We start from the raw sequence: 23,181 nt of genomic DNA on the forward strand, positions 1-23,181 counted from the left end.
GGCACCCCTCTCTGTCGGACAGAGAGGGGCCTCGTAGGGCGGCAACGCATCAATGCTGGGCGTCATAACCGCGGAGCACGACCATGACCTCCTCCGCCCCGCACCTTCACCAGGCCTCCACCCGCACCGACCTCGTCGACTGGGGCGCCCAGCCCGACGCGCTGGAGGGCGCATCGCACTCCAGCGGAAAACTCGTGCACAAGGGTCCGAACAACCAGCCGGAATCAGGCATCTGGGTCTGTACGCCAGGCCGCTGGCGCTTGGCGATTCCGCGCGACGAACTCTGCCACTTCGTCTCCGGCCGCGCGACCTACCGTTCGGATGTCGGTGAAGTGATAGAAGTCTCGGCCGGGACCGTGGTCATGTTCCCAGCCGGCTGGACGGGCGAATGCACGGTTCACGAGACCATGCGCAACGTCTACATGCTGGCGTGACCTCTCAGATCAGGAGCAAGACATGTCGACACCGCATTGGCCTGCCGCCGCGAACGTGGAACTGGAAGATTGGGGTGCTGGCGCCAACACGCTCGCCGGCGCGCCGCGCGCATCGGGCAAGATCCTTTCGAAAAATCCCGACGGATCGAGCGAATGCGGCCTGTGGTCCTGCACGCCGGGCACGCGCAAGGTCAGCTTTGCCGCCGACGAATTCTGCCATTTCCTGTCGGGACGCGGCAGCTATGTCAGGGACGACGGCGAGGAAATCCCGGTCGGAGCCGGCGCGCTCGTCTTCTTCCCGGCCGGCTGGACCGGCATCTCCATCATCACTGAAACGCTGACCAAGGCCTTCATGTGCCGCTGAGCACTTTACCAGGGAAATCCATATGACCACGCCGATCATGCAGTCGCCGCTTGCAATCACCGACGTCGTCGACTGGGGCGTCATCCCAATGATGATAGAGGGGCAATCCCACACCTCGGGCAAGCTGCTCCACAAGGGGCCGGAAGGCCGCTCCGAATGCGGACTCTGGGTCTGCACCCCGGGCAAATGGCACTGTCATGTCACGCGCGACGAGTTCTGCCATTTCCTGGAGGGGCGCTGCACTTATGTGCATGAGTCGGGCGAGGTGATCGAGATCGAGCCCGACACGGCGGCCTTCTTCCCGCAGGACTGGAAGGGCGTCTGCACCGTCCATGAGACCATCAAGAAGGTCTACATGATCCGCTGATTCCCGGCGGCCAATCCCCAGAGAAGGCTCCCTGCGTGGAGAAGGACAACATGCATTTCTCCCCCGACCGGCCGACCTTCTTCGTCAATCCGGACTTTCGCCCGATGGGCCGCACGGCAAAGCCGGTCATCGATCCCGCAACGCTTGAAACGGTCGGCGCCATAGCGTCGGCGAGCGATGGAGAGATCGATGCCGCGCTGTCGGCCGCCACCATGGCGCAGGCAGCCTGGAAGAAGCTCGACGCCAAGAGCCGCGCCCGGCATCTGCACGCCGTCGCCAATGCCATCGAGGCAGCGGACTTCACGCGCTGCGCCGAGCTGATGGTGCGCGAAATGGGCAAGCCCTATCCCGAAGCCATCGGCGAGATCGCCAATTGCGCGCCGATCTTCCGCTACTATGCCGAGATGGCGCGCGACGATGCCGGCAAGATCGCAGGCACCACACAGGCCGGCTCGTTCCAATATGCCCGCTACGAGCCCTATGGCGTCTCCGTCCACATCATGCCCTACAATTTCCCGATCCTGCTGATGTGCTGGACCGTGGCCGCCTCGCTCGCCGCCGGCAATGCCTGCATCATCAAGCCGGCCGAGGCGACGACGCTGTCGACGCTGGACTACATGACCGTGTTCCGCTCACTGCCCGAAGGCCTCGTCTCCTGCCTGCCCGGCGGAGCCGCTACCGCGCAGGCGCTGATTGCGTCCGGGCGGACCCATGCCGTTGCCTTCACCGGCTCGGTCGCCGCCGGCAAGGCGGTAGCGGTCGCCTGCGCCGAGCGCATGAAACCCTGCGTCATCGAGGCCGGCGGCAGCGATCCGCTGATCATCAGCCAGCACGCACCGCTTGACGTGGCGGCCGCCGGCAGCGTCACCGCCGCCTTCCACCTCACCGGCCAGGTCTGCACCTCGGCCGAGCGCTTCTTCGTCGTCGATGCCGTGCATGACCGCTTCGTCGATCTGTTCGCTGAGAAGACGCGGGCGCTGCGCATCGGCAACGGCCTGGACAAGACCGAGATCGGCCCGCTGGTGAGCGAGGCCGCACGGGCCAAGGTGATGCGGCTGGTCGATGACGCAATCCGCAACGGCGCCACCGCTGTCACAGGCGGCCGCATTCCGCCGGCGCACAACACCGGCTGGTTCTACGAACCGACAATCCTGACCGGTGTCACCCCTGATATGGCCATCGTGCGCGAAGAGTGCTTCGGCCCGGTCGCCGCCATCTGCCGGGTCAAGGATTTCGACGAAGCCATCAGGCTTGCCAATGACAGCCCCTTCGGGCTCGGCGCCTCGGTCTTCACCACAGACCTCGCCGAAGCGCATGAGGCGGCCGAACGGCTGGAGGCCGGCATGGTCTGGGTCAACAACCCGCTGATCGACAATGACGCCCTGCCCTTCGGCGGCTGGAAGGCGTCCGGGCTCGGCCGCGAACTCGGGCGCCAGGGCCTCGACGCTTTCCGCCGCTCAAAAATGGTGATCATCGACCACAAGCCGGCGATCCAGGACTGGTGGTATCCCTATCCCGACAGCTGGTTCCGCGAGACCGGCGGCCGCAAGCACGTCTGAACAGGCGCGCGGGACAACCGCGCGCCTGTCATTGCCTCATGCCTCGATCGCTTCGACGAGCGCCCGCGACACGGACGCAATCGTCGCGTTGCGCTTGGCCAGCGCCTGTTTCGTGCCGGTCAGATAGACCGATATCAGGATCGGATTGCCGGAAGCCGGCCAGATGACAGCCGCGTCATTGGTGCTGCCGCGCGCGCCGGTGCCGGTCTTGTCGCCGCATCTCCAGCCCTTCGGCAGCCCGGCCCGGATGCGCTCATCGCCGGTCTTGTTGGCCACGAGCCAGTCGACGAATTGCTTTCGGCTCTTCGGCGAAAGAGCGTCGCCGAGAGCGAGACGCTCATAGTCCTCGATCATGGCCAGCGGCGAGGTCGTGTCGCGCGGGTCGCCCGGCACGGATTCGTTCAGCTCCGGCTCGATGCGGTCGAGCCTAGTCACCGTGTCGCCGATCGAGCGCAGATAGGCCGTCAGCTGCGGCGGACCGTCGAAGGAGGCCAGCAGCAGATTGGCCGCGCCATTGTCGCTGACGGTCACAGCCGCCTCGCAAAGCTGCGCCACCGTCATCTCGCCGCCGGCGAATTTCTTGGTCGTCGGAGAATTGGCGATGACGGCGTTGTGCGGAACCTTGATGACCCGCTCGAGCTGTTCAATGCCGCCATCGACACGGTGCAGGACAAGCGCCGCCATCAGCGCCTTGAAGGTGCTGCACATCGGAAACAGCTCATTCTCGCGGTAGCCGAACTGCGTGGTCGTTCCGGCAATCCGGCAAGCCACACCCAACCTGCCGCCGCTTTTCGCCTCGATCCGCCTTATTTTCGGCAAGACCCCATCAAATTTTGTCGGGCTCGTTGCCGCCCTGGCAATTGCACCCAGAGTGATCGGGGCCGTCAAAACCACCGCGAGACCACCGATGAAACCGCGTCTGCTTGTCATGTCCATACTCTCTGTTGCCCCGCGACGCAGAACTGGACCGGTTTCACACGCGCCGCAAACGAGTAAACATCGTCCCCGTCACAAGAAAAATTTGGGCTGCTCATGAAGCGATCGCACCTCCCGCTGAACGGCCTGCGCGCCTTCGAGGCCGCCGCGCGGCATCTGAGCTTCACCGGAGCCGGCCTTGAATTGCGCGTCACCCAGGCCGCCGTCAGCCATCAGGTAAAGGGTCTCGAGGAGGTGCTTGGCGTCCGGCTCTTTCGCCGGCTGCCGCATGGGCTCGCCTTGAGCGAGGAAGGCGAAACCTTGCTGCCGGTGCTGAGCGATGCCTTCAACCGGATCGGCGTCACGCTCGATCGCTTCGAGGGTGGCCGCTTCCACGACATCGTCACCGTCGGCGTAGTCGGCACCTTCGCCTCGGGCTGGCTGATCCCGAGACTACCGCTGTTCCACCAGACCTATCCGGACATCGAGCTGCGCATCTCGACCAACAACAACCGGGTCAATCTCGCCGCCGACGGTCTCGACTTCGCCATCCGCTTCGGCGATGGCTCCTGGCAGGGGACCGACAACACACCGCTGCTGCCGGGCGCCTTCTCGCCGGCCTGTGCGCCCGACATCGCGGCACGCCTGCAAGATCCATCCGATCTCGCACGCGAAACGCTGCTGTGCTCTTACCGGGAAGATGAATGGCTGCGCTGGTTCGAGGCGGCCGGGCGCCACTGCCCGCCGATCAAGGGCATCGTCTTCGATTCCTCCGTCACCATGGCCAACGCCGCTGTCCAGGGCGCGGGCGTGGCCCTGCTCCCGGTCTCGATGTTCCGCCGGGAGCTTGATTGCGGACAGCTTGTGCAGCCTTTTGACAGCACCGTTGATGTCGGCCGCTACTGGCTGTCGGCAAAGCGCCGGCGCCAGAACTCGCAGGCAATGACACTCTTTGCCGAGTGGTTGAAGGCCGAGACGACCACCGGCAATTCCAGGAAAACTGCGTAGCGGCGTTCGTCGGGGAGGCCGGAAAAAAGCAATGCCGCCGGGAGAGGCCCGGCGGCATCTTCTTTGAACAGCTGCCGCCTTCGGTGAGGATCCGCTACGGCGTTGTTTCGGCCTGGAGCCTGGCCGCCGTCTGATCGATCTTGTCGGCCAGGACGCCTTGGGCCCAGGTGGTGACCTCGGCGTCGACAGGCTTGTTGGCCATATCCGTCAGTGCCGCGTCGAGCGTCGCCGGGTCGGTACCGACCGCCGCCGCATCCACCGCGTCCTGCTGGGCGGCGACCTCGTCCGTCAGAGCCGATATTTTTCCGGGCAGGGCCGCCTGATCCTCGGGCGACATGGTAGCTATCTGTTCCGGGGTCAGCGATGTCAGCGCGGCCAGTTGCGAATTCAGAACGTCCAGCTGGGCTTGAGCGACCTTGGCTTTCGCCGATTGCGTCACGAACGCCTGGATGCCGGCGAACTTCTTGCTCTTGGAGTTCATATAGGCGTTGATATTGCGCTGCAGCGAGTTCAGCCGGCCGAGTTTGGCGTGGATGTTCTTCTCCTTCGGCGAAGCTTGTGTCGTCGTATCGACCGTGGTGCTGGCCGTCGTGTCGGTGTCCGTTCTGGCTACATGCCCCGGCGCCGAGGACGACTTGCCATGCGAGGCATCGCCCCCGTTGCTATCGCTGTTGCCGCCAGCGTTGCCGTGACCGTTGCCATTGCCGCCACCATTACCATTACCACCTCCGCCATTGCCGTGCCCGTTACCGCCGGCTCCGGCAAGCGCCGGAGACGCCAGCAGCGCCAATGCGGCAAGCGCCGCGAGCAAAGTTTTTCGATTGGCCATCGTAACCTCCTCTGGGAATCGCCGCCCGGTGCCCAGCCGCTAGGGCAAGTTCGTATGAGAAGGCGCTAATTCTGCGCAGTAAACTTTAGATAAATGCGGTCTCAATGCGCGATCAGCGCAAGCATAGATGGCAGCAACCATTTGATATTAAAAGAAGATATACGATCCTGGACTGCAGTGCTACTGAAGTCCCATGCCGGCCGGACCATGGTCCTAGGACAAATTCCGGAAACCGCGCGTAGCGGCTTTTCGTCCGCGATTGGGCGGGAAAGTGACGATTAGCCGATGCTTTCCCCGCCATCGATCACCAGCGCCTGGCCGGTCATGAAGGAGGAGCGGTCCGAGACGAGGAAAAGGATCGCCTCGGCGATCTCTTCGGCCACGGCCCAGCGCCCCATAGGGATCTTGGTGCGGACATAGGTCTCGATTGCCTCGCGTCCGCCCATCTGGGCGATGAACGGTTCGTTGAAGGGCGTATCGACCCAGCCCGGGCATAGCGCGTTGACGCGCACATTGTGCCGGGCATAGTCCAGCGACATCTGCCTGGTCATTGCCACCACGGCATGTTTCGACGTGGCGTAGGCGATCATCTCACGGTCGTAGAACACACCAGAATTCGAGGCCGTGTTGAGGATGACGCCGCCGCCTTGCGCGATCATCGACGGCATGACGATCCGCGCCGCCAGGAATTGCGCCCGCACATTGACCCGCCACGAGGCATCCATGCCGCCGGTCTCGACCTCGGTCAGCGTGCCTCCGACCTGAATGCCGGCGTGATTGTGCAGGATATCGATGCGCCCGTGCTTGTCGAGCGTCCTGGCAAGGAGTTGCTCGACCGCATTGTCGTTCGCGACGTCGGTCACGATCGCCTCGGCCCGACCGCCCGCCATGCGGATGTCCGCGGCCGTGGCTTCGCCGGCGGCCCCGTCCCTGTCGGCGATGACGACGACCGCCCCTTCCCTGCCCATGATCATGGCGCCGGCGCGCCCGATGCCGGAGCCGGCGCCTGTCACCACCGCGATGCGGTCTTTGAGAATCATGGAGCGGCTTTCAGTTTGACGGCTTGCGCTGGCGCAACTGCCATTGGGCAAGCACCACGAGCAACACGGAAGCAACGAGCACGATCGTCGCGATGGCGTTGATCTCCGGCGTCACACCGCGCCGGATGGAGGCGAAGACGTAGATGGGCAGCGTCGTCTGCGCGCCTGCGACGAAGAAGGCGACGATGAAATCGTCGAACGAGAAGGTGAAGGCGAGCAGGAAGCCGGCGACCACCGCCGGCATGATCTGCGGCAGCACGATCGAACGGAAGGTCGTCAGCGGCGTGGCGTAGAGGTCGCTCGACGCCTCGACCAGATTGCGGTCGAGGCTGGCGAGACGCGTGCCGACGATCATCGTCACCAGCGCCATGGAGAACAGGCCGTGCGCGGCGATGATCGAGCCGTAGCCGAGCGACAGGCGCGGCGGCTGGTCGTCGGGCCAGATCGAGGCGAGGAGCGGATTGAGCACGCCGAACAGCTGGACGAGCGCGACCAGGGTCGAGATGCCGATGACGACGCCGGGAACGACGATCGCGGCACCCAGCAGTGCGTCGAAGACGGCGCGGGTCCTGATGCCGACACGCGCCAGGCCAAGGGCTGCCGCGGTGCCGAACACCGCCGCCAGCAGGGCGCTGGTGGTGGCGATGAACAGGCTGTTCTTCAGCGCCTCGACGAGGAACGGATTGGACAGCGCCGTGCCGTACCACTGCACCGAGAAGCCGGTGAACTCACTGGCATGGCGACCGGCATTGAAAGAGAACAGCACGACCAGCACGATCGGCAGATAGAGGAAGGCAAAGACGGCGGTGACGAAGGCGCGCATCAGATCAGATCCACCCGGCGTGCGCCCGAGACCCGGCTCGAAATGCGGTTGGCCGCGATCAGCACCACCACCGAAACCGCCACCAGCGTGATCGCGATGGCCGAGCCGAACGGCCAGTTGCGCGACTGCAGGAACAGGTCGACCAGCGCATTGCCGATGAAGAACACCTTGCCGCCGCCGAGCAGCGTCGGGATCAGATATTCGCCAAGCAGCAGGATCATCACCAGCGAGAAGCCGGTCATGACGCCCGGCAGCGACAGCTTCAGGGTCACGCCAAGGAAGGTGGAGAGCGGTGTCGCGCCGAGATCGGCGGAAGCTTCCAACAGCCTGCGGTCGAGCCGCTCGAGGCTGACATAGATCGGCAGGATCATCAGCGGCAGATAGCCGTAGACGATGCCGAGCAGGACAGCGCCCGGCGTGTTGATCAGTCTGACATCCTCGATGCCGACAAAGGCGAGCAGGGCCGGTATGCCGCGACCGCCCAGGATGTACATCCAGGCATAGGTCCGCATCAAAAGGCTGGTCCAGAATGGAATGACGACGAGCGCCAGCAGGATCAGCCGCCAGCGCTGCGGCGCCTTCAATGCCAAGTAGTAGGCGACGGGATAGGCGACGAGCAGGCAGGCGAGCGCGCCCACCGGCGCCAGCACCATGGTGTTCCAGAAAGCGGTCGCCCGGGCCGGGAGGTTGGCATATTGCGCCAGCGTGAAGGCCGCCTGGTAGCCGCCCTCCGGTGCCCGCGCGCCGACACTGAACACGGCAATGGCGATAAACGGCAGCACCAGAAACACCACCAGCCATAATGTGGCCGGGGCGAGCAGCAGCGCCGTCAGGACATTGTGCTTGAATCTGTTGCCGTGCATGGAACCGTCCCGATACCGGCGGACCCAGGCCCGCCGGTTTTCCGTTTGCGTCAGGCCGGCCTCAGGCTGACTTGAAGCGCGCCATCAGCTCGGCGCGGCCCGGATCGGTCAGCGTTGCCGCCGCGCCGAATTCGAGCGGCGTCAAGAGATCGGCGGCCGGATAGAGGATCGGATTGTCGAGCACTTCCTTGGGCAGCAGCTTGTTGACGCGCGCGTCCGTCGAGGGCGCGCCGTTGGCCAGATGCTCCTTCACCGCGACCTGCGGATTCATCAGATAGTTGAGCAAGGCGTAACCGGCCGGCTTGTTCGGTGCGTCCTTCGGAATGGCGTAGAAATCGGTCCAGATCTCGCCGCCTTCCTTGCCCAGCACATAGGCGATCTCGGGAATGTCGCGATGCAGCTGCGCCCCGTCATTTGTCCAGCACATGGTCATCCAGGCGTCGCCCGCCCGCATCCCCGGCTGATAGTCGCTGGAGACCGCGAACAGGTGCGGCTTGACCTTCAAGAGCAGTTCTTCCGCCTTGGCGAGCTCATCCTGCTTCAGCGAGTTGAAGGAGTAGCCATAGTATTTCAACGCATTGCCGATGGTGGTCAGCTGATAGTCGTGCACCATCGTGCGGCCATCGCCCTCGGCCATCGCCGTGTCCCAGAATTCCTTCCAGCTCGTCATCGGCTTGGCGAGCTTCTTGGTGTTGACGGCAAAGCCTGTCGTGCCCCAGTTTTTCGGCACGGCATAAATGGTGCCGTCGATGGTGCCCTCCGACGTGAAGCGCGGGTCTTCCTGCGTGCCGTCGAAGTTCGGCAGCTTCGCCATCTCCAGCGGCTCGATGATGCCGAGCTTCTTGTAGGTCGAGATCGTGTAGTTGGTCGGCACGAACAGGCTCCAGCCCGAGGCGCCGGCCTGCAGCTTGGCCAGCATCTCCTCATTGGAGCCGAACACATTCACTTCGACGGCGACGCCCGTATCCTTCATGAAATTCTCGAAGGTCTGCGGGTCGTGATAGTTCGGCCAGGTGGCGATCGACATGCGGTCGCCGAGGTTTTCGGCGGCAAAGGCCGGCGTCGGCAGGATGCCGATTTCGCGCGCCATCACCGCGGTCGCGATGCCAAGGCCGGTGAGGCCGAGGAAGTCGCGGCGGCCGATCGAGCCGCGCTTCAGGCGCATCAGCTGGTCGACGAAATTCTCGGGGCTTATCGGCAGTCCGTCACGATATGATTTCGACATGGTTGTTTACCCTCTGGTTGGTCCCGCTGTTCTTGGTTTCCGGGAACGCAAGCGGCGTTCCCTTGGCAAAGCCGATGGCGACGGGTTCACCCGGCTTGAAGAGATTGCCTTGGCCGATCAGATGGTCGGCCTTGGCGAGCAATGTTCCGATGCCCTGGACCTCGATCGCGTATTCCGCCGTCGAGCCCAGAAAAATCCGGTTGCGCACGACGCCCTTGAGCGGGCCGCTGTCGGAAGCGCCGAGGCTGAGTGATTCAGGGCGCAGGCTGACCGAGACGGCCTCGCCTTGTCGCAGGCTCGTGCGTTTGCGTGCCGTAATGACGGTGCCGTCCGCCAGCGCCACGTCCACGAGATCGCCGGCATGCCCGGCAACCTTGCCGGCAAGCAGATTGGTCTTGCCGACGAAATCGGCCACGAACAGATCGGCCGGCTCGTCATAGATTTCGCTCGGCTGTCCGAGCTGGACGATGCGCCCGCCATTCATGACGCAGACGAAGTCGCTCATCGACAGCGCTTCCTCCTGGTCATGGGTGACCAGCACGAAGGTGATGCCGATCTCGCGCTGCAGGTTCTGCAGTTCGATCTGCATGTCGGTACGCAGCTTCTTGTCGAGCGCCGCCAGCGGCTCGTCGAGCAACAGCACGGCAGGCTTGTTGACCAGCGCACGGGCCAGGGCGACGCGCTGCTGCTGCCCGCCGGACAGTTCGTGGATCTTACGGCCGCCATAGCCGGCGAGCCGCACCATTTCGAGCGCCTCGCCCGCCCGCCGGCGGATCTCGGACGACGACAGCCTGGGCCTTGCCTGGCGCAGCCCGTAGGAGACGTTGGCTTCCACATCGAGATGCGGGAACAGCGCATATTGCTGGAACACCATGTTGACCGGCCGCCGGTAGGGCGGCGTGCCGGCCATGTCCTGGCCGCGGATCAACACCTGGCCTTCGCTCGGTTGCTCGAAGCCGCCGATCATGCGCAGGCACGTCGTCTTGCCGCACCCGGACGGCCCGAGCAGAGCGACGAAGGCGGAGGGCGGGACAGAGAGATCGATGCCGCTGACCGCGGTCACCGCGCCATAGCGCTTGGTGACGCCGCGAAACTCGATGTCGGGCACTGCGGTCAAAGGCTGCGGGCTCCAGCGACGGGATCGATTTTGAGAACGCTACCAGAGCCAATGCCGGCTAGTATATACCTCAGCGGTGGTATATCTGATCTATTTTCTCGCTCAGGGGGGTATCAATTGTCCCGCAACGACGAATACCGAAAGCTCGCGGCCCTTGTCGCGGCGACGCGGGAGACCGGCGGCGACCTCTTCGGCAAGGCGATGGTCGACTGGCTGAGGCAACATGTCGGGTTCGATCACTGCGTGATCTTCGGCTATCGCGGCGCCTCGCGACCACCGCTGCTGTTCGAGACCTTCTCGCCGGCCGAAAGCCATGTCTTCGTCGCCCTCTATCAGGAGGGACCTTATCTGCTCGATCCGTTCCACCACGCGGCTGTCGAGCGCAAGGAGGGGTTCTGGCGCATGCGCGAGCTTGCGCCCGACCGTTTCTACGCCAGCGAGTATTTCCGCTCCTATTACAGCCAGACCAGACTGGCCGAGGAGGTCGGCTTCTTCGTGCCGCTGGCGGGCAAGGACGCGCTGGTGCTGTCGCTGATGCGGCTCAGCGCATCAGGTCCGTTCGGCACGGCCGACGCAAGGCTGCTGCGCGACATGGCGCCGGCGGTGATCGAGCTCGCCAGGCTGCGCTGGCCTGCCCTTCCGGCCGAACAACCGGCCGAGGCGAAGCACGATGAGACGATAGCCGCCGTCAACGAGTTCGACCGCGCCCATATCTGGAAGAGCCTGTCGCTGACGCCGCGCGAAAAGCATGTGGTCGACCTTGTGCTGCAGGGACATTCGACGGAATCGATCGCGAGAGCCATGCGCATCGTGCCAGGAACCGTGAAGGTTCATCGCCGCAACATCTACCGCAAGCTCAAGATCAAGTCGCAGGCCGGTCTCTTCGCCCGCTTCGTCGAGATCATCGACGCGCGGATAAGGTAAACCCCGATCAGGCCGCCGCGCCGTCTCCCCAGGAACCGGTCTCGGCCATCCGCTTCAGCAACGGAGACGGCTTGAAGACGTCCTTACCGGTCCGCTCGTGCCAATGCTCGAGCCGCGCGACGATCTTCCCCGCGCCTTCGAGGCCGGCCCAGAACATCGGGCCGCCCTTGCCGACGGGAAAACCATAGCCGTTGACCCAGACGACATCGATGTCGGACGCGCGGGCCGCGATCCCTTCCTGCAGGATCTTCGCCCCCTCGTTGATCAGGGGATAGAGCGTGCGCTCGATGATCTCGTCCGGGCCGATGGTGCGCGGGGCGATGCCTGCCTCGGCCGCCTTGTCGCGGATCAGCGCCTCGACCTCGGGATCGGCAACGCCTGACCGGGCACCGGCTTTGTAGAGGTAGAAGCCACGGCCGGTTTTCTGACCGAAACGCCCCTGTTCGCACAGCGTGTCGGCGATCACGGCCGTCAGGCCTCGCGCCTTGCGGTTGCGCCAGCCAATGTCGAGGCCGGCGAGGTCTCCCATCTGGAACGGACCCATCGGCCAGCCGAAATCGGTGAACGCCTTGTCGATCTGGCTGGGCGTCGCGCCTTCGAGTAGGAGCGCTTCGGATTCGGCGCCACGCGCGGCCAGCATACGGTTGCCGACGAAGCCGTGGCAGACACCGACGACCACGGCTACCTTGCCGATCCGGCGCGCCAGGTCGACGACGGTCGCCAGCGCATCCGGCGCGGTCTTCTGCGCCCGCACGATCTCCAAGAGCTTCATGACATTGGCTGGCGAGAAGAAATGCAGGCCGAGCACGTCCTGCGGCCGCGAGGTCGTGGCGGCGATCTCGTCGATGTCGAGATAGGAGGTGTTGGTGGCAAGGATGGCGCCCGCTTTCGCCACCGCGTCGAGCTTGCCGAAGATTTCTTTCTTGACCGCCATGTCCTCGAACGCCGCCTCGACGATCAGGTCGCAATCGGCGAGATCGGCATGGTCGGTCGAGCCCTTGAACTGGCTAAGCCGCTGACGCCTGGCGTCTTCGGTCAGGGAACCCCGCGAAACGGAGACCGCATAGTTCTTCTCGATCGTCGCCAGCCCGCGCTGCAAGGCCTCATGGCTGGTTTCCAGCAACGTGACGGGGAACCCGCCATTGACGAAAGCCATGGCTATGCCGCCGCCCATCGTGCCGGCGCCAATGACGCCGACACGGCCGATCCTGCGCTTGGGCGTGTCCTTGCCGGGGAGCTTTGCCGCCTCTCGCTCGGCGAAGAAAAGATGTCGCTGCGCCCGCGACTGGTCGCCGGCGACGAGTTTCACGAACAGCGCCCGCTCCGCCGCCAGCGCCCCGTCGAAGGGCAGCGTGACGGCATTGCGCACCGCCTGCGCGCAGGCGATCGGCGCTTCGAGGCCGCGCGCCTTCCTGGCAAGGTCCGCCGCCTCGGCATCGAAGGCAACGAGATCGGTGTCCCCCGCAACGCGATCGCGTATTGGCGTGAACGGGCCGCCCTTGCGGGCAATTTCGCGGGCGAAATTCACGGCGTGTATGGTCAGATCACCGTCGAAGACGGCGTCGACCAGGCCGGCGCCATGCGCCTCGTCGGCACTGATCGGCGTACCCGAAACGATCATCCTCAGCGCCTTCAAGGCACCGACAAGGCGCGGCAGCCGCACCGTGCCGCCGCCGCCAGGCAGGAGGCCGAGCTTGACCTCGGGCAGGCCGAGCTTGGCGCCCCGATCGGCAACGCGGAAATGGCAGCCGAGCGCCAGCTCCAGCCCGCCGCCGAGCGCGGTGCCGTGGATGGCCGCGACCGTCGGCTTGGCGATTGTCTCCAGCACCGCCACGATGGCACGCAGATCGGGCTGCCGCTCCGGCTTGCCGAATTCGGTGATGTCGGCGCCGGCAACGAAGGTCCGCCCAGCGCAGGCGAGCACGATCGCAGCGACCGAAGGATCGTCGCGCAAGGCAACCAGCGCCTGCATCAGCGGCTCGCGGACATGGAAGCTCAGCGCGTTGACCGGCGGATTGTCGATGGTGACGATGGCGACATCGCCGTCCCGGCTGACCGTCAGGAAATCGGACACGCAAACCTCCCAGAATGGTAGCGGCGATCGCCGCGCGAACAGGACTTACAGCGCCATCGTGCGGAAGGGAACCGGATGCCGCCCTGGCACAATGATTAGCGGCAAAACCTACCTTCGACCGGCGGCCTCCGTGGCCAGCATCTCCGGCATGAGGGCATCCTTGCCGCGTCCGCCGCGCCAGGAGGCGAAAGCCGCGATGAGATAGAGCAAGGCCGAGAAAGTGAAGGCGAAGACCAGCCCATGCTTGAACGGCCCCGACATCAATTCAGGGAAGAAGGCATGGCCCGTCAGCGTGTCGATGCTCTGTTGCGGCAGGGCGTGCAGCACATCCGCCGGTATCAGCTCGCCCATCGGATTGTAGCCGAGGAAGGCGGCGAACAGGCTGGCGACCGGCGGCATGTTGGCAATCTGGTGCGCCACCCCTTCCGGCACGTGCTGGGCCAGCAGGCCCGCCTCCATGCTTTGCGGCAGGCTGGCGGCAAGGCCGACGATCATCAGGCTGAAGAACAGGCCGATCGACAGCACCTGCCCGGCATTGGTGGTGGTGGCCCGCATGCCCGAAGCCTGGCCGCGCTCGCGCGCCGGCACCGAATTCATGATCTGAGTCGAGTTCGGCGCCACGAACAGGCCCGAACCGAGACCGTTGAGGAACAGCAGGCCGGCAAAGGCCGCGTAGGAGAAGTCGGCCGGCAGCGCCATCAAGGCGACGAAGCTCACCGCGCCCGCGACCATGCCGCCGACCGCGAAGGGCACGCCGCCGATCCGGTCGGAGAAATAGCCCGACACCGGGCCGGCGATGAGGAAGCCGGCGGTCAGCGGCAGCATGAAGATCGCCGACCACAGCGGCGTCTCCTCGAAGGAATAGCCGTGCAGCGGCAGCCAGATGCCTTGCAGCCAGACGATAAGCATGAACTGCAGCCCGCCGCGCGCAATGCCCGAGGCGAGATTGGCAATATTGCCATAGGCGAAGCCGGGGATGCGAAACAGTTTCAGGTCGAGCATTGGCTTGGCCACGCGCTGCTCGATGAGGATGAAGGCGATCAGCGAGAGGAAGCCGACGGCAAACAGCACCAGCACTTTCGGGCTGGACCAGGCCATGACCTGGTCGCCATAGGGCTGCAGGCCATAGGTGATGGCGGTGAGGATCAGAACCAGCCCAAGCCCGAAGCTGACGTTGCCGAGCCAGTCGATCGTGTGCGTCGAGCGGTTCGGAGCGTCATGCAGCTTGAGATATGCCCAGACCGTGCCGACAAGGCCGAACGGCACGTTGATCCAGAACACCAGCCGCCAGTCCGTGTCGGCGAGCAGGCCGCCGATCAGCAGGCCGACGAACTGCCCGCCGATCGCCGCCACCACATTGATGCCGAGCGCGAAGCCGCGCTCGTTTTCGGGGAAGGCATCGGTGAGCAGCGCGGTCGAGTTGGCCATGATCAGCGCGCCGCCTATGCCCTGGATGATGCGCACCGATATCAGGTAGATCGCGGCGAAATCACCCTGGCCCGGCAAAAGGCTGAGCGCGATCGAAGCGGCGGTGAAGATGGCGAAGCCGAGATTGTACATTTTCGCGCGCCCGAACTGGTCGCCGAGCCGGCCGAAGGCGACGACGAGCACCGCTGTCGCGATCATGTAGCCGATGATCGCCCACAAGAGGTAATTGATGTTGCCGGGGTCGAGCGCCTTGAGACCGATGCCGCGAAACACCGCCGGCAGGCTGATCAGCAGGATAGAGCCGTTGATGGCGGCGGCCAGCATGCCGAGCGTGGTGTTGCTCAGAACCATCCATTTGTGGCTCTGCGGGCGACTGTCTGCGGCGGTATTCATGGTGGTAACTCTCGACGGCGCTGGCGCGATTGCCGTCAGCGTAATATATGAGGATAGTCTCAGGTTTGGAAATATGAGGATGGCCTCGGAAAAAGCAAGAGCCCCGACAGCGAATCCGCGTGCGCCGCAGCAAAAAAGGGGCCGCGAGCGGGTCGCCGCGCTGACGGCGAGCGCCTCGGCGCTATTCGTCGAGAAGGGATTCGAGGCGACGACCATGACAGAGATCGCCGCCCGCGCGGGTGCCGCGATAGGCACGCTCTATCTGTTCTTTCCGACCAAGGAGGCGCTGGCGCAAGCCATCCTGGCCGAGAACGCCGAGGATCTGTCGGCCCGGCTCGATGTCTTGCGCGAGCGTACCGGCGGCCTGAACGCAGCGGCGATCGCCGATGCGCTGTTTGGCGTGCTCGGCGACTTTCTCACCACGCATGCTGCCTATTCGGCATTGCTCGACCTGCCCGGCGACGAAGGCTGGCGACGCAAGATGCGCGCACACCGGCGCGGGCAGATCGCGGCGCTATTCGCGCAAGCCGAGCCGCCGCTGCCGGCTGGTCAGGCCGAGCGGCTGGCCGTGATCGTGCCGCAGCTTATGCGCATCCCGCTGGCCCTGGTTGGTGAGAAACGCTTGCGCGACGGCGTCCTGGAAGAGTTGAGGCTGATGCTGGCGCGGCACCTAGAAGGCTGAGTCAGCGCACCGTCTTCTCGCCGCCTGCAGCGGTGATCACTCCGACGATGATCAGTCCGGTCAGCAGGAGCCGCACGCCGGCGCTGACGCCGAACGTGTTGAGCATGGTCAACAGCAGCACCAGGAACAGCGCCGCGCCCCACACACCGGGCACATTGGCCTTGCCGCCGGCGACCGACGTGCCGCCGATGACGACGACGGCGATCGAGGCGAGCAGATATTCATTGCCGATATCGACATTGGCGCCGCGGAAATAGCCGGCAAGCAGGGCGCCGTCGATGCCGCCGAGCGCGCCCGACAGCGTGTAGGTGAGGAAGCGGATGCGCCCGACATTGACGCCGGCGAGCCAGGCGGCGCGAATGTTCTGGCCGATCGCCAGCACCGAACGGCCATAGATCATGCGCTGCAGCGCGATGGCCGCGCCGATGGTGAACAGCACGGTGAGGATCGCCAGCACGGGAATGCCCAGCACCTGCCAGTTGGTGAAATCGGCGAAGCCCGGTGGCGGCTTGATCTGCAGCCCGCGTCCATAGCTGATGTCGACCGACTGGATGATGAAGCTCGCCGACAGCGTGGCGATGATCGGCGGAATGCGCAGCGCCCAGATCAGGAGATAGTTGATGGCGCCGATCGCGGCACCGCAGGCGAGCGCGGCGAGCAGGCCCACCACGATCATGGCGTCGCTGCCGCCCATCACCTTCATGGCGACCGCGCTGGCGAGGCCGATATTGGCCGGCAGCGACAGGTCGACATTGCCCGGCCCGAGCGTGATGACGAACATCTGGCCGACGCCGACGATGACGGTGAACACGGCAAGCGACAGCGCCGCGGTGACCATGCCGCCGGCGCCATAGCCGCCGGTGAAGGCGATCGTCGCCAGCCACACCAGCAGCGCGCCGACGAACGACCAGATCCAGGGTCTTGCGAGCAGCGTTTTCAGCGAGGCCATGGCTCACCTCTCCCTGCGGCTGATCAGCACCCGTGCCGCCAGCACGATGATCAGGATGGCGCCATTGGCGGCCACCTGCCAGTCGGGCGGGATGTGCATGAAGGTGAGCAGCGGCGACGCGGCCAGCGCCAGCGTGAGCGCGCCGATGACGGCGCCGATCGGCGAAACCCGGCCGCCGACGAACTCGCCGCCGCCCAGAATGACGCCGGCGATCGCCAGCAGCGTATAGCCATTGCCGATATTGGCATCGGCCGACGTGGTGATGCCGATCAGCGCCATGCCCGACAGCACGCCGAACAGGCCGGCCAGCGCGAACAGCACGATCTTGGTCTTGAGCAGCGACCAGCCGGCGCGCCTGAGCGCCGCCGGATTGCCGCCGGAGCCGCGCAGGATCGCGCCGTAGGAGGTGCGCATCAGGCCGAAATGCACGACCGCCGCGATCAGCAGCGCGGCGATGATCGGGAACGGAATGAGCGGCGGCTTGAAGGACATGATCGCCAGCAGCCAGTCCGGCGCCTTGCCGCCGGGCTTGGGCAGGACGAGGATGGCGAGCCCCTGCCAGACGAAGCTCATGCCGAGCGTGACCACGATGGACGGCAGATTGCGCAGGTGGATCAGCGCGCCGAGCAGCGCATAGATACCGATCGAGCCGGCGAGGATGGCGACGCCGATGAGCGGCGCGTCCTTGAGCCAGGTCGCGGTGACGCAGCCGACGAAGCCGACGAAAGTGCCGATCGACAGGTCGAGCTCGTTACCGGCAATGACGAACATCTGCGCGATCGTCGCCAGCGCGATCGGAATAGCCAGGTTCAGCATCAGGCTGAAGCCGAAATAGCTGATGGCGCGCGGATTGAGCCAGGCGATTGCCGCCAGGACCAGCGCCAGCGACAATGCCGGCAGCAAGCCGCGCAACAGGCGCGCCCGCGCCGCCGCGTTGCGCGCCGCCGAACCCTTGAAGCCATTGTCGATGGGCGCGCTCATCTCAGGCCGCATCGCCGAAAGAGGACTGGATGATCTTCTCTTCGGTCAGCTCGTCGCGCGTCAGGTTGGCGACGATGCGACCGTTCTTGAACACATAGATATGGTCGCAATTGTCGAGCTCTTCGGTTTCGGTCGTATACCACAGGAAGGTGCGGCCCTTGGCGGCTTCCTCGCGCACGAGGTCGTAGACCTCCAGCTTGGTGCCGATATCGACGCCGCGCATCGGGTCGTCCATCAGCACGATCTCGGCATCCGACCCCAGCGCGCGGGCAAACAGCGCCTTCTGCTGGTTACCGCCCGACAGCGAGAAGATGTTGTTGTCCATGTCGGGCGTGCGGATGCCGATCTTCTTCTGCCAGAGCGTGGCCAGTTCGGCCTCGCGGCGCGGCGAGATCAGCAGCCCGTTGCGCAGACGCGCCAGCGAACGGATGCCGATATTCTGCGCGATCGACCATTGCGGGAAAATTCCGTCCGACTGGCGGTCGCCGGCCACCAGTGCCACCGGCGCCGTGACCTCGATGCCGGCTTTGGCGCGCGCGGCAGCATCAAAGATCCGCAGCAGCAAGTCGGTCTGGCCATGACCGGCCAGCCCGGCAAGGCCGATGATCTCGCCCGCGCAGGCGACAAGATCCTTGCCGTCGGCCTGCCCGGCGGGCCGCGCCCGAACCCGCAGCGGACTGGCGCCCGGTTTGGCGGCAGCGGCCTGCGCGGCGGTCCTCTCGCGCGCTTCCGTTCCGCCCATCACCGTCACCAGACGGTCGCGGTCGAAGGCGCCGGCCGCGTCCGAGGCCACCACCTTGCCGTCGCGCATCACCACGATCCGGTCGGCGTTGCGCAACACCTCGCCCAGCACATGCGAGATCAGGATACAGCTGCCGCCGCCGGCGACGAAGCGGCGCACGAAGGCGAGCAACTGGCCTGCCGTATGGGCATCGAGCGACGAGGTCGGCTCATCCAGGATGACGAGATCGAGCCGGTCCCGGGTCACCGTGAAGGCGCGCGCCACCTCGACCATCTGGCGCCGGCCGATCGAGAGATCGCCGACGATGTCCCACGCCGAAATGCCGTGGTCGGGAAAGATTTCGTCGAGCTTGGCGGAGATCAGGTCGGCCGCCCTGCGCCGCCAGCCAAAACCGGAGAGCGCAGCGTGGTTGATGCGCGTGTTCTCGGCGACGCTGAGATTGGGGCACAGCGACAGCTCCTGGAAGACGCAGCGTATGCCGAGCTGCTGAGCCCGCGACACCGAATAGTGCGCCTCGGCATTGCCATGCACGCCGATGGTGCCGGCGTCGGGCGTGAGGGTGCCCGCCACCATATGCATCAGCGTCGACTTGCCGGCACCATTGTGGCCGACAAGGCCGACGCATTCGCCTGATACGACATGAAAATCCACGCCAGCCAAGGCCCTGACGGCGCCGAAATACTTTTCGGCGCCGTCAAGTCTTACGACCTCAACATTGGCGGCGCCGAAATGTTTCTCGGCGCCGTTCAGCCTTATGACGTCGGCATCAGCCATGCTCAACGATATCCGCTCGGCGATACGGACGGCAACGGCACATCACTTGATGTTGGCTTTGATGGCCGCGATGGCATCTTCCTGCGTGTATTCGTGGGTGGCGACGCCGCCCTCCTTGATCTTGGGCAGTGCCGCTTCGAAATCGTCCTGCGTGAAGGCGAGGTAGGGCACCAGGAGATCGTGCGGGATGTCCTTGCGGCCATCGAGCACCTGCTGCGCCACCCAGAAGGCGAGCGTCGAGACGCCGGGCGCGATCGACGCCGACCAGGTCTGGTAGCCGTCCTTCTCCTTCTGCTCCTTCCACCACTTCAGTTCGTCCTGCCGGTTGCCCATGATGATGGTCGGGCGCGGCTTGCCGGCCGCGGCGAAGGCCTGCGCGGCGCCATAGCCGTCGCCGCCCTGGTCGACGATGCCGACGATGTCGGGCAGCGACGGCAGGATGGTCGCCACCGCCTTCTGCGCCGTGGTCTGGTCCCAGTCGCCGGTCACCGAACCGACGATCTTGAATTCGGGATGGGCGGCGACACCTTCGAGGATGCCGGCATGGATGGCATCGTCGATCGAGGTACCGGCCAGGCCACGGATTTCCAGCAGATTGCCGCCCTTGGGCTGGAACTTGGCCATCTGCTCGACTTCCTGCTTGCCCATGTCCTTGAAGTCGACGACGACGCGGTAGGCGCAGGGTTCGGTGACGGTGCCGTCGAAGGACACGACCACGATGCCGGCATCGCAAGCCTGCTTGATGGCGCCGTTGAGCGCATCCGGCGAGGCGGCGTTGATGACGATCGCGTCATAGCCCTGCAGGATCAGGTTCTGCACCTGGGCGGCCTGCGTCGGCACCTCCTTGTCGGCGGTGGTGAAGACGTCGGCCGCGCCGACGATCTTGTCGTCGACCGCCTTCTTGGTGACGATGCCGTAGCTGTCGAGCATCGCCTGGCGCCACGAATTGCCGGCGTAATTGTTGGAAAACGCAATCTTCTTGCCGCTGGTGTCGGCGAAAGCCGTCCCGGCTGCGAGCACCGCTGCAAGGGTGCCCAGAACGAACAGTTTCTTCATGTCATACTCCTCCCGAGTGTTGATGGTCTGGCTGCCTGCGGATCAAAGTGGTGTGGAAAGTGGCCCTGTTTTTTATCTATTGTCAGACAAAAGTGCAGAAGGGCCGGCAAGCTGTCAACTGCAATCGGTGAGGAGCCCACGATCACATTGCGGTGCGACGATTGAAAAGGCTTCGGCTGATGGGCTAGGCATGCGGATATGAGGCTGAAAGCATGACGGCGACGCCGATCGTTCCCCCAGGCGCACCGGGAATTCCGGCGCGCTGGACGTCAAGCGCCAAGAGCGGCGTCGGAACCGCGCTTTCGCCGGCGGGCCAGGTCTGGTTCACCCTCAGCCACGGCATCCTGAACGAAATCTACTATCCGCGCGTCGACAGCGCCTGCACGCGCGATCTGGGCCTGATCGTCACCGGCAAGGGCGGATATTTCTCGGAAGAAAAGCGCGACGCCGCGCACGCCATCGAGCCGTTCGAGGACGGCGTGCCGGCCTACATGCTGGCCAATACGGCCGATGACGGCGCCTACCGGATCGAGAAGCGCATCCTGGCCGATCCTGCCCGCCCGGTGCTGCTGCAGGAAGTCGCCTTCACGCCGCTCAAGGGCACTGCCGCGGACTACCGCGTCTACGCGCTTCTGGCGCCGCATCTCGTCAACGCCGGCATGGGCAACACCGCGTGGATCGGCGAGTACGAGGCACAGCCCGTCCTGTTTGCCTCGGGGCGCGGCACCTGCCTGGCGCTGGCCTCCTCGCTGCCCTGGCAGGATTGTTCGGCCGGCTATGTCGGTGTTTCCGATGGCTGGCAGCAATTGAACCATGCCGGCGAGCTCGATCCGGCTTGCCGGCGCGCCGAGGACGGCAATGTCGCGCTGACCGGCGAGATCGGCTTCACCGCCACGAAGACAAAGGCCGTGCTGGCGCTGGGTTTTGGCGCGACTCCGGACGAAGCCGCCGGGAACGCCTTCGCCAGCCTGAGGCAAGGTTTTGAGCCGGCCGCGGAATCCTACGTCGGAAAATGGCGCGAATGGCAGGCGCGACTGCTGCCGCTGGACCGCCGCGCGGCGTCCGGGATCAACAGCTACCGCGTCTCCACCGCCGTGCTGGCGACCCACCGGTCATCAGCGATGCCGGGCGCCGCGGTGGCCAGCCTGTCGATCCCCTGGGGATTCAACAAGGGCGACGACGATCTCGGCGGCTACCACCTGGTCTGGCCGCGCGACCTGGTGGAGACGGCGGGCAGCTTTCTCGCCGCCGGCGATGCCGCCTCGGCGCTCCAGATCCTTGAATACCTCCGCTCCATCCAGCAGCCGGACGGCCACTGGCCGCAGAATGCCTGGCTTGACGGCTCCGCCTATTGGCCCGGTATCCAGATGGACGAGTGCGCCTTTCCTCTCCTCTTGGCCGACGCCTTGCACCGCGCTGGCCATCTGCCGGCCACCGGGCTCGAGGCCTTTCTGCCGATGATCGAGCGCGCCGCTTCCTATGTCGTGCGCAATGGCCCCGTCACCGGCGAGGACCGCTGGGAAGAAGACGCCGGCTACAGCCCGTTCACGCTGGCCGTCGAGATCGCGGCACTGCTTGCCGGCGCCGACCTGCTCGACGCCTGTGGCAGGAAGGAAGAAGCGGCCTATCTGCGCGAAACCGCCGATGGCTGGAACGACCAGGTCGAGCGCTGGACCTATGTCACCGGCACCGCCACCTGCAAGGCGATGGGCGTCGACGGCTATTACGTGCGCATCGCGCCGCCCGATAGCGCCGATGCCGGTTCGCCCAGGGATGGCTATGTCCCGATCAAGAACCGGCCGCCGGGTGACACCGACCGGCCCGCTGAGGAAATCGTCAGCCCCGACGCGCTGGCGCTGGTGCGCTTTGGCCTGAGGGCCGCCAGCGATCCGCGCATCCTCGACACGGTCAAGGTCATCGACGCGCAATTGCGCTGTGAATTGCCGCAAGGTCCGCTCTGGTACCGCTACAACAGCGACGGCTATGGCGAACACGAGGACGGCTCGCCCTTCGACGGCACCGGCCAGGGCCGGCCCTGGCCGCTGCTTGCCGGCGAACGCGCCCATTACGAGCTGGCGGCGGGGCGCAAGGACAAGGCGGCCAGCCTGCTCGATGCGCTGGAAGGCTCCGCGGGATCCGGCGGCCTGCTGCCGGAACAGGTCTGGGACGGCGCCGATATTGCGGACCGCGAGCTGCTGCACGGCAAGCCTTCGGGCAGCGCCATGCCGCTGGTCTGGGCGCATTCCGAGCACATCAAGCTCTTGCGCTCGCTGCGCGACGGCGCCGTCTTCGACATGCCGCCGCAAGGCGTCACGCGCTACATCAGGGACAAAGCCGTCTCGCCGTTCAGGACATGGCGCTTCAACAACAAGATCCGCGCCCTGCCCGAAGGCAAGACGCTGCGCATCGAACTTCTGGCCGCCGCCACCGTCCACTGGAGCGCCGACAATTGGGTAACAGTGCGCGATAGCCAGACCGTCGAAAACACCTTCGGCATCCACCTTGTCGACCTGCCGACGGCCAGCCTCCCCAGCGGAAGCACCCTGATCTTCACTTTTTTCTGGCCCGGCAGCGGCGATTGGGAGAATGTCGACTTCTCTGTCATATCAGGCGGGCAGGATAGCCAGTAGACCC

General features: G+C 65.3%; 21 protein-coding genes. 8 read left to right on the plus strand and 13 right to left on the minus strand.

Features of this window, described 5'->3' with window-relative positions; genetic code table 11:
- The first annotated feature begins 83 nt into the window (after positions 1 to 83).
- From FJ967_RS26235 to FJ967_RS26250, 4 genes are read left to right on the plus strand one after another with little or no spacing between them, the layout of a single operon-like run.
- Positions 84 to 434 carry a cupin domain-containing protein gene (locus FJ967_RS26235; RefSeq protein ID WP_140735223.1) on the plus strand — a complete coding sequence of 117 codons (351 nt, stop codon included), beginning with the start codon at positions 84 to 86 and terminating at the stop codon, positions 432 to 434.
- A 22-nt stretch (positions 435 to 456) separates the two neighbouring features.
- Positions 457 to 798 carry a cupin domain-containing protein gene (locus tag FJ967_RS26240; protein WP_140735224.1) on the plus strand — a complete coding sequence of 114 codons (342 nt, stop codon included), beginning with the start codon at positions 457 to 459 and terminating at the stop codon, positions 796 to 798.
- Positions 799 to 820: 22 nt separating this feature from the next.
- On the plus strand, positions 821 to 1,165 hold the full coding sequence (locus FJ967_RS26245) for a cupin domain-containing protein (RefSeq protein WP_140735225.1): 345 nt from the start codon (positions 821 to 823) through the stop codon (positions 1,163 to 1,165).
- Positions 1,166 to 1,215: 50 nt separating this feature from the next.
- On the plus strand, positions 1,216 to 2,724 hold the full coding sequence (locus tag FJ967_RS26250; protein WP_140735226.1) for an aldehyde dehydrogenase family protein: 1,509 nt from the start codon (positions 1,216 to 1,218) through the stop codon (positions 2,722 to 2,724).
- Positions 2,725 to 2,760: 36 nt separating this feature from the next.
- Here FJ967_RS26250 and bla read toward each other — a convergent pair whose 3' ends face one another.
- Complete coding sequence (bla, locus tag FJ967_RS26255) at positions 2,761 to 3,543, minus strand: class A beta-lactamase (protein WP_246675392.1); 783 nt, start codon at positions 3,541 to 3,543, stop codon at positions 2,761 to 2,763.
- A gap of 213 nt (positions 3,544 to 3,756) precedes the next feature.
- Between bla and FJ967_RS26260 the strand changes: the two genes are divergently transcribed.
- Positions 3,757 to 4,647 carry a LysR family transcriptional regulator gene (locus FJ967_RS26260; RefSeq protein ID WP_140735228.1) on the plus strand — a complete coding sequence of 297 codons (891 nt, stop codon included), beginning with the start codon at positions 3,757 to 3,759 and terminating at the stop codon, positions 4,645 to 4,647.
- A gap of 94 nt (positions 4,648 to 4,741) precedes the next feature.
- On the opposite strand, the gene FJ967_RS26265 is transcribed toward FJ967_RS26260, so the two are convergent.
- From FJ967_RS26265 to FJ967_RS26290, 6 genes are all read right to left on the minus strand, one after another.
- Positions 4,742 to 5,476: a hypothetical protein gene (locus tag FJ967_RS26265; protein WP_140735229.1), complete on the minus strand. Its 735-nt coding sequence runs from the start codon at positions 5,474 to 5,476 to the stop codon at positions 4,742 to 4,744.
- Positions 5,477 to 5,754: 278 nt separating this feature from the next.
- The gene (locus tag FJ967_RS26270; protein WP_140735230.1) at positions 5,755 to 6,516 is read right to left on the minus strand and encodes a glucose 1-dehydrogenase; all 762 of its coding nucleotides are present in this window, start codon (positions 6,514 to 6,516) and stop codon (positions 5,755 to 5,757) included.
- Positions 6,517 to 6,526: 10 nt separating this feature from the next.
- A complete protein-coding gene (locus FJ967_RS26275; protein WP_140735231.1) occupies positions 6,527 to 7,339 on the minus strand; it encodes an ABC transporter permease in 813 nt (270 codons plus the stop codon).
- The gene (locus tag FJ967_RS26280) at positions 7,339 to 8,202 is read right to left on the minus strand and encodes an ABC transporter permease (RefSeq protein ID WP_140735232.1); all 864 of its coding nucleotides are present in this window, start codon (positions 8,200 to 8,202) and stop codon (positions 7,339 to 7,341) included. Before FJ967_RS26280 ends, FJ967_RS26275 begins: the two co-directional genes overlap by 1 nt.
- Before the next feature lie 61 nt (positions 8,203 to 8,263).
- Complete coding sequence (locus tag FJ967_RS26285) at positions 8,264 to 9,427, minus strand: spermidine/putrescine ABC transporter substrate-binding protein (RefSeq protein ID WP_140735233.1); 1,164 nt, start codon at positions 9,425 to 9,427, stop codon at positions 8,264 to 8,266.
- Positions 9,408 to 10,544: an ABC transporter ATP-binding protein gene (locus tag FJ967_RS26290; protein WP_140735234.1), complete on the minus strand. Its 1,137-nt coding sequence runs from the start codon at positions 10,542 to 10,544 to the stop codon at positions 9,408 to 9,410. The genes FJ967_RS26285 and FJ967_RS26290 overlap by 20 nt, the downstream gene beginning before the upstream one ends.
- Before the next feature lie 117 nt (positions 10,545 to 10,661).
- On the opposite strand from FJ967_RS26290, the gene FJ967_RS26295 reads away from it, so the two are divergent.
- A complete protein-coding gene (locus tag FJ967_RS26295; RefSeq protein ID WP_140735235.1) occupies positions 10,662 to 11,468 on the plus strand; it encodes a LuxR C-terminal-related transcriptional regulator in 807 nt (268 codons plus the stop codon).
- Positions 11,469 to 11,475: 7 nt separating this feature from the next.
- Here FJ967_RS26295 and FJ967_RS26300 read toward each other — a convergent pair whose 3' ends face one another.
- Positions 11,476 to 13,542 (minus strand): 3-hydroxyacyl-CoA dehydrogenase NAD-binding domain-containing protein, encoded by a 2,067-nt coding sequence (locus FJ967_RS26300; protein ID WP_140735236.1) that lies wholly within the window; start codon positions 13,540 to 13,542, stop codon positions 11,476 to 11,478.
- Positions 13,543 to 13,650: 108 nt separating this feature from the next.
- Positions 13,651 to 15,321 (minus strand): MFS transporter, encoded by a 1,671-nt coding sequence (locus FJ967_RS26305; RefSeq protein WP_210243592.1) that lies wholly within the window; start codon positions 15,319 to 15,321, stop codon positions 13,651 to 13,653.
- Here FJ967_RS26305 and FJ967_RS26310 point away from each other — a divergent pair.
- On the plus strand, positions 15,278 to 16,045 hold the full coding sequence (locus FJ967_RS26310; protein ID WP_210243593.1) for a TetR/AcrR family transcriptional regulator: 768 nt from the start codon (positions 15,278 to 15,280) through the stop codon (positions 16,043 to 16,045). The two genes, FJ967_RS26305 and FJ967_RS26310, sit on opposite strands and share 44 nt — an antisense overlap.
- A gap of 1 nt (position 16,046) precedes the next feature.
- On the opposite strand, the gene FJ967_RS26315 is transcribed toward FJ967_RS26310, so the two are convergent.
- Genes FJ967_RS26315 through FJ967_RS26330 form a run of 4 tightly spaced genes read right to left on the minus strand, consistent with a single transcriptional unit; the run spans position 16,047 to position 20,547 of the window.
- Positions 16,047 to 16,994, minus strand: a complete 948-nt coding sequence (locus FJ967_RS26315) for an ABC transporter permease (protein ID WP_140735239.1) — start codon at positions 16,992 to 16,994, stop codon at positions 16,047 to 16,049.
- A gap of 3 nt (positions 16,995 to 16,997) precedes the next feature.
- The gene (locus FJ967_RS26320; RefSeq protein ID WP_181176149.1) at positions 16,998 to 17,975 is read right to left on the minus strand and encodes an ABC transporter permease; all 978 of its coding nucleotides are present in this window, start codon (positions 17,973 to 17,975) and stop codon (positions 16,998 to 17,000) included.
- A 1-nt stretch (position 17,976) separates the two neighbouring features.
- The gene (locus FJ967_RS26325) at positions 17,977 to 19,497 is read right to left on the minus strand and encodes a sugar ABC transporter ATP-binding protein (protein WP_246675393.1); all 1,521 of its coding nucleotides are present in this window, start codon (positions 19,495 to 19,497) and stop codon (positions 17,977 to 17,979) included.
- Between the two features lie 36 nt (positions 19,498 to 19,533).
- Complete coding sequence (locus FJ967_RS26330; RefSeq protein WP_140735241.1) at positions 19,534 to 20,547, minus strand: ABC transporter substrate-binding protein; 1,014 nt, start codon at positions 20,545 to 20,547, stop codon at positions 19,534 to 19,536.
- Between the two features lie 212 nt (positions 20,548 to 20,759).
- Between FJ967_RS26330 and FJ967_RS26335 the strand changes: the two genes are divergently transcribed.
- The gene (locus FJ967_RS26335; RefSeq protein WP_140735242.1) at positions 20,760 to 23,177 is read left to right on the plus strand and encodes a glucan 1,4-alpha-glucosidase; all 2,418 of its coding nucleotides are present in this window, start codon (positions 20,760 to 20,762) and stop codon (positions 23,175 to 23,177) included.
- Positions 23,178 to 23,181: the final 4 nt, after the last annotated feature.

This window comes from Mesorhizobium sp. B2-3-4 (assembly GCF_006442315.1).
In the GTDB taxonomy this organism is placed as follows: domain Bacteria; phylum Pseudomonadota; class Alphaproteobacteria; order Rhizobiales; family Rhizobiaceae; genus Mesorhizobium.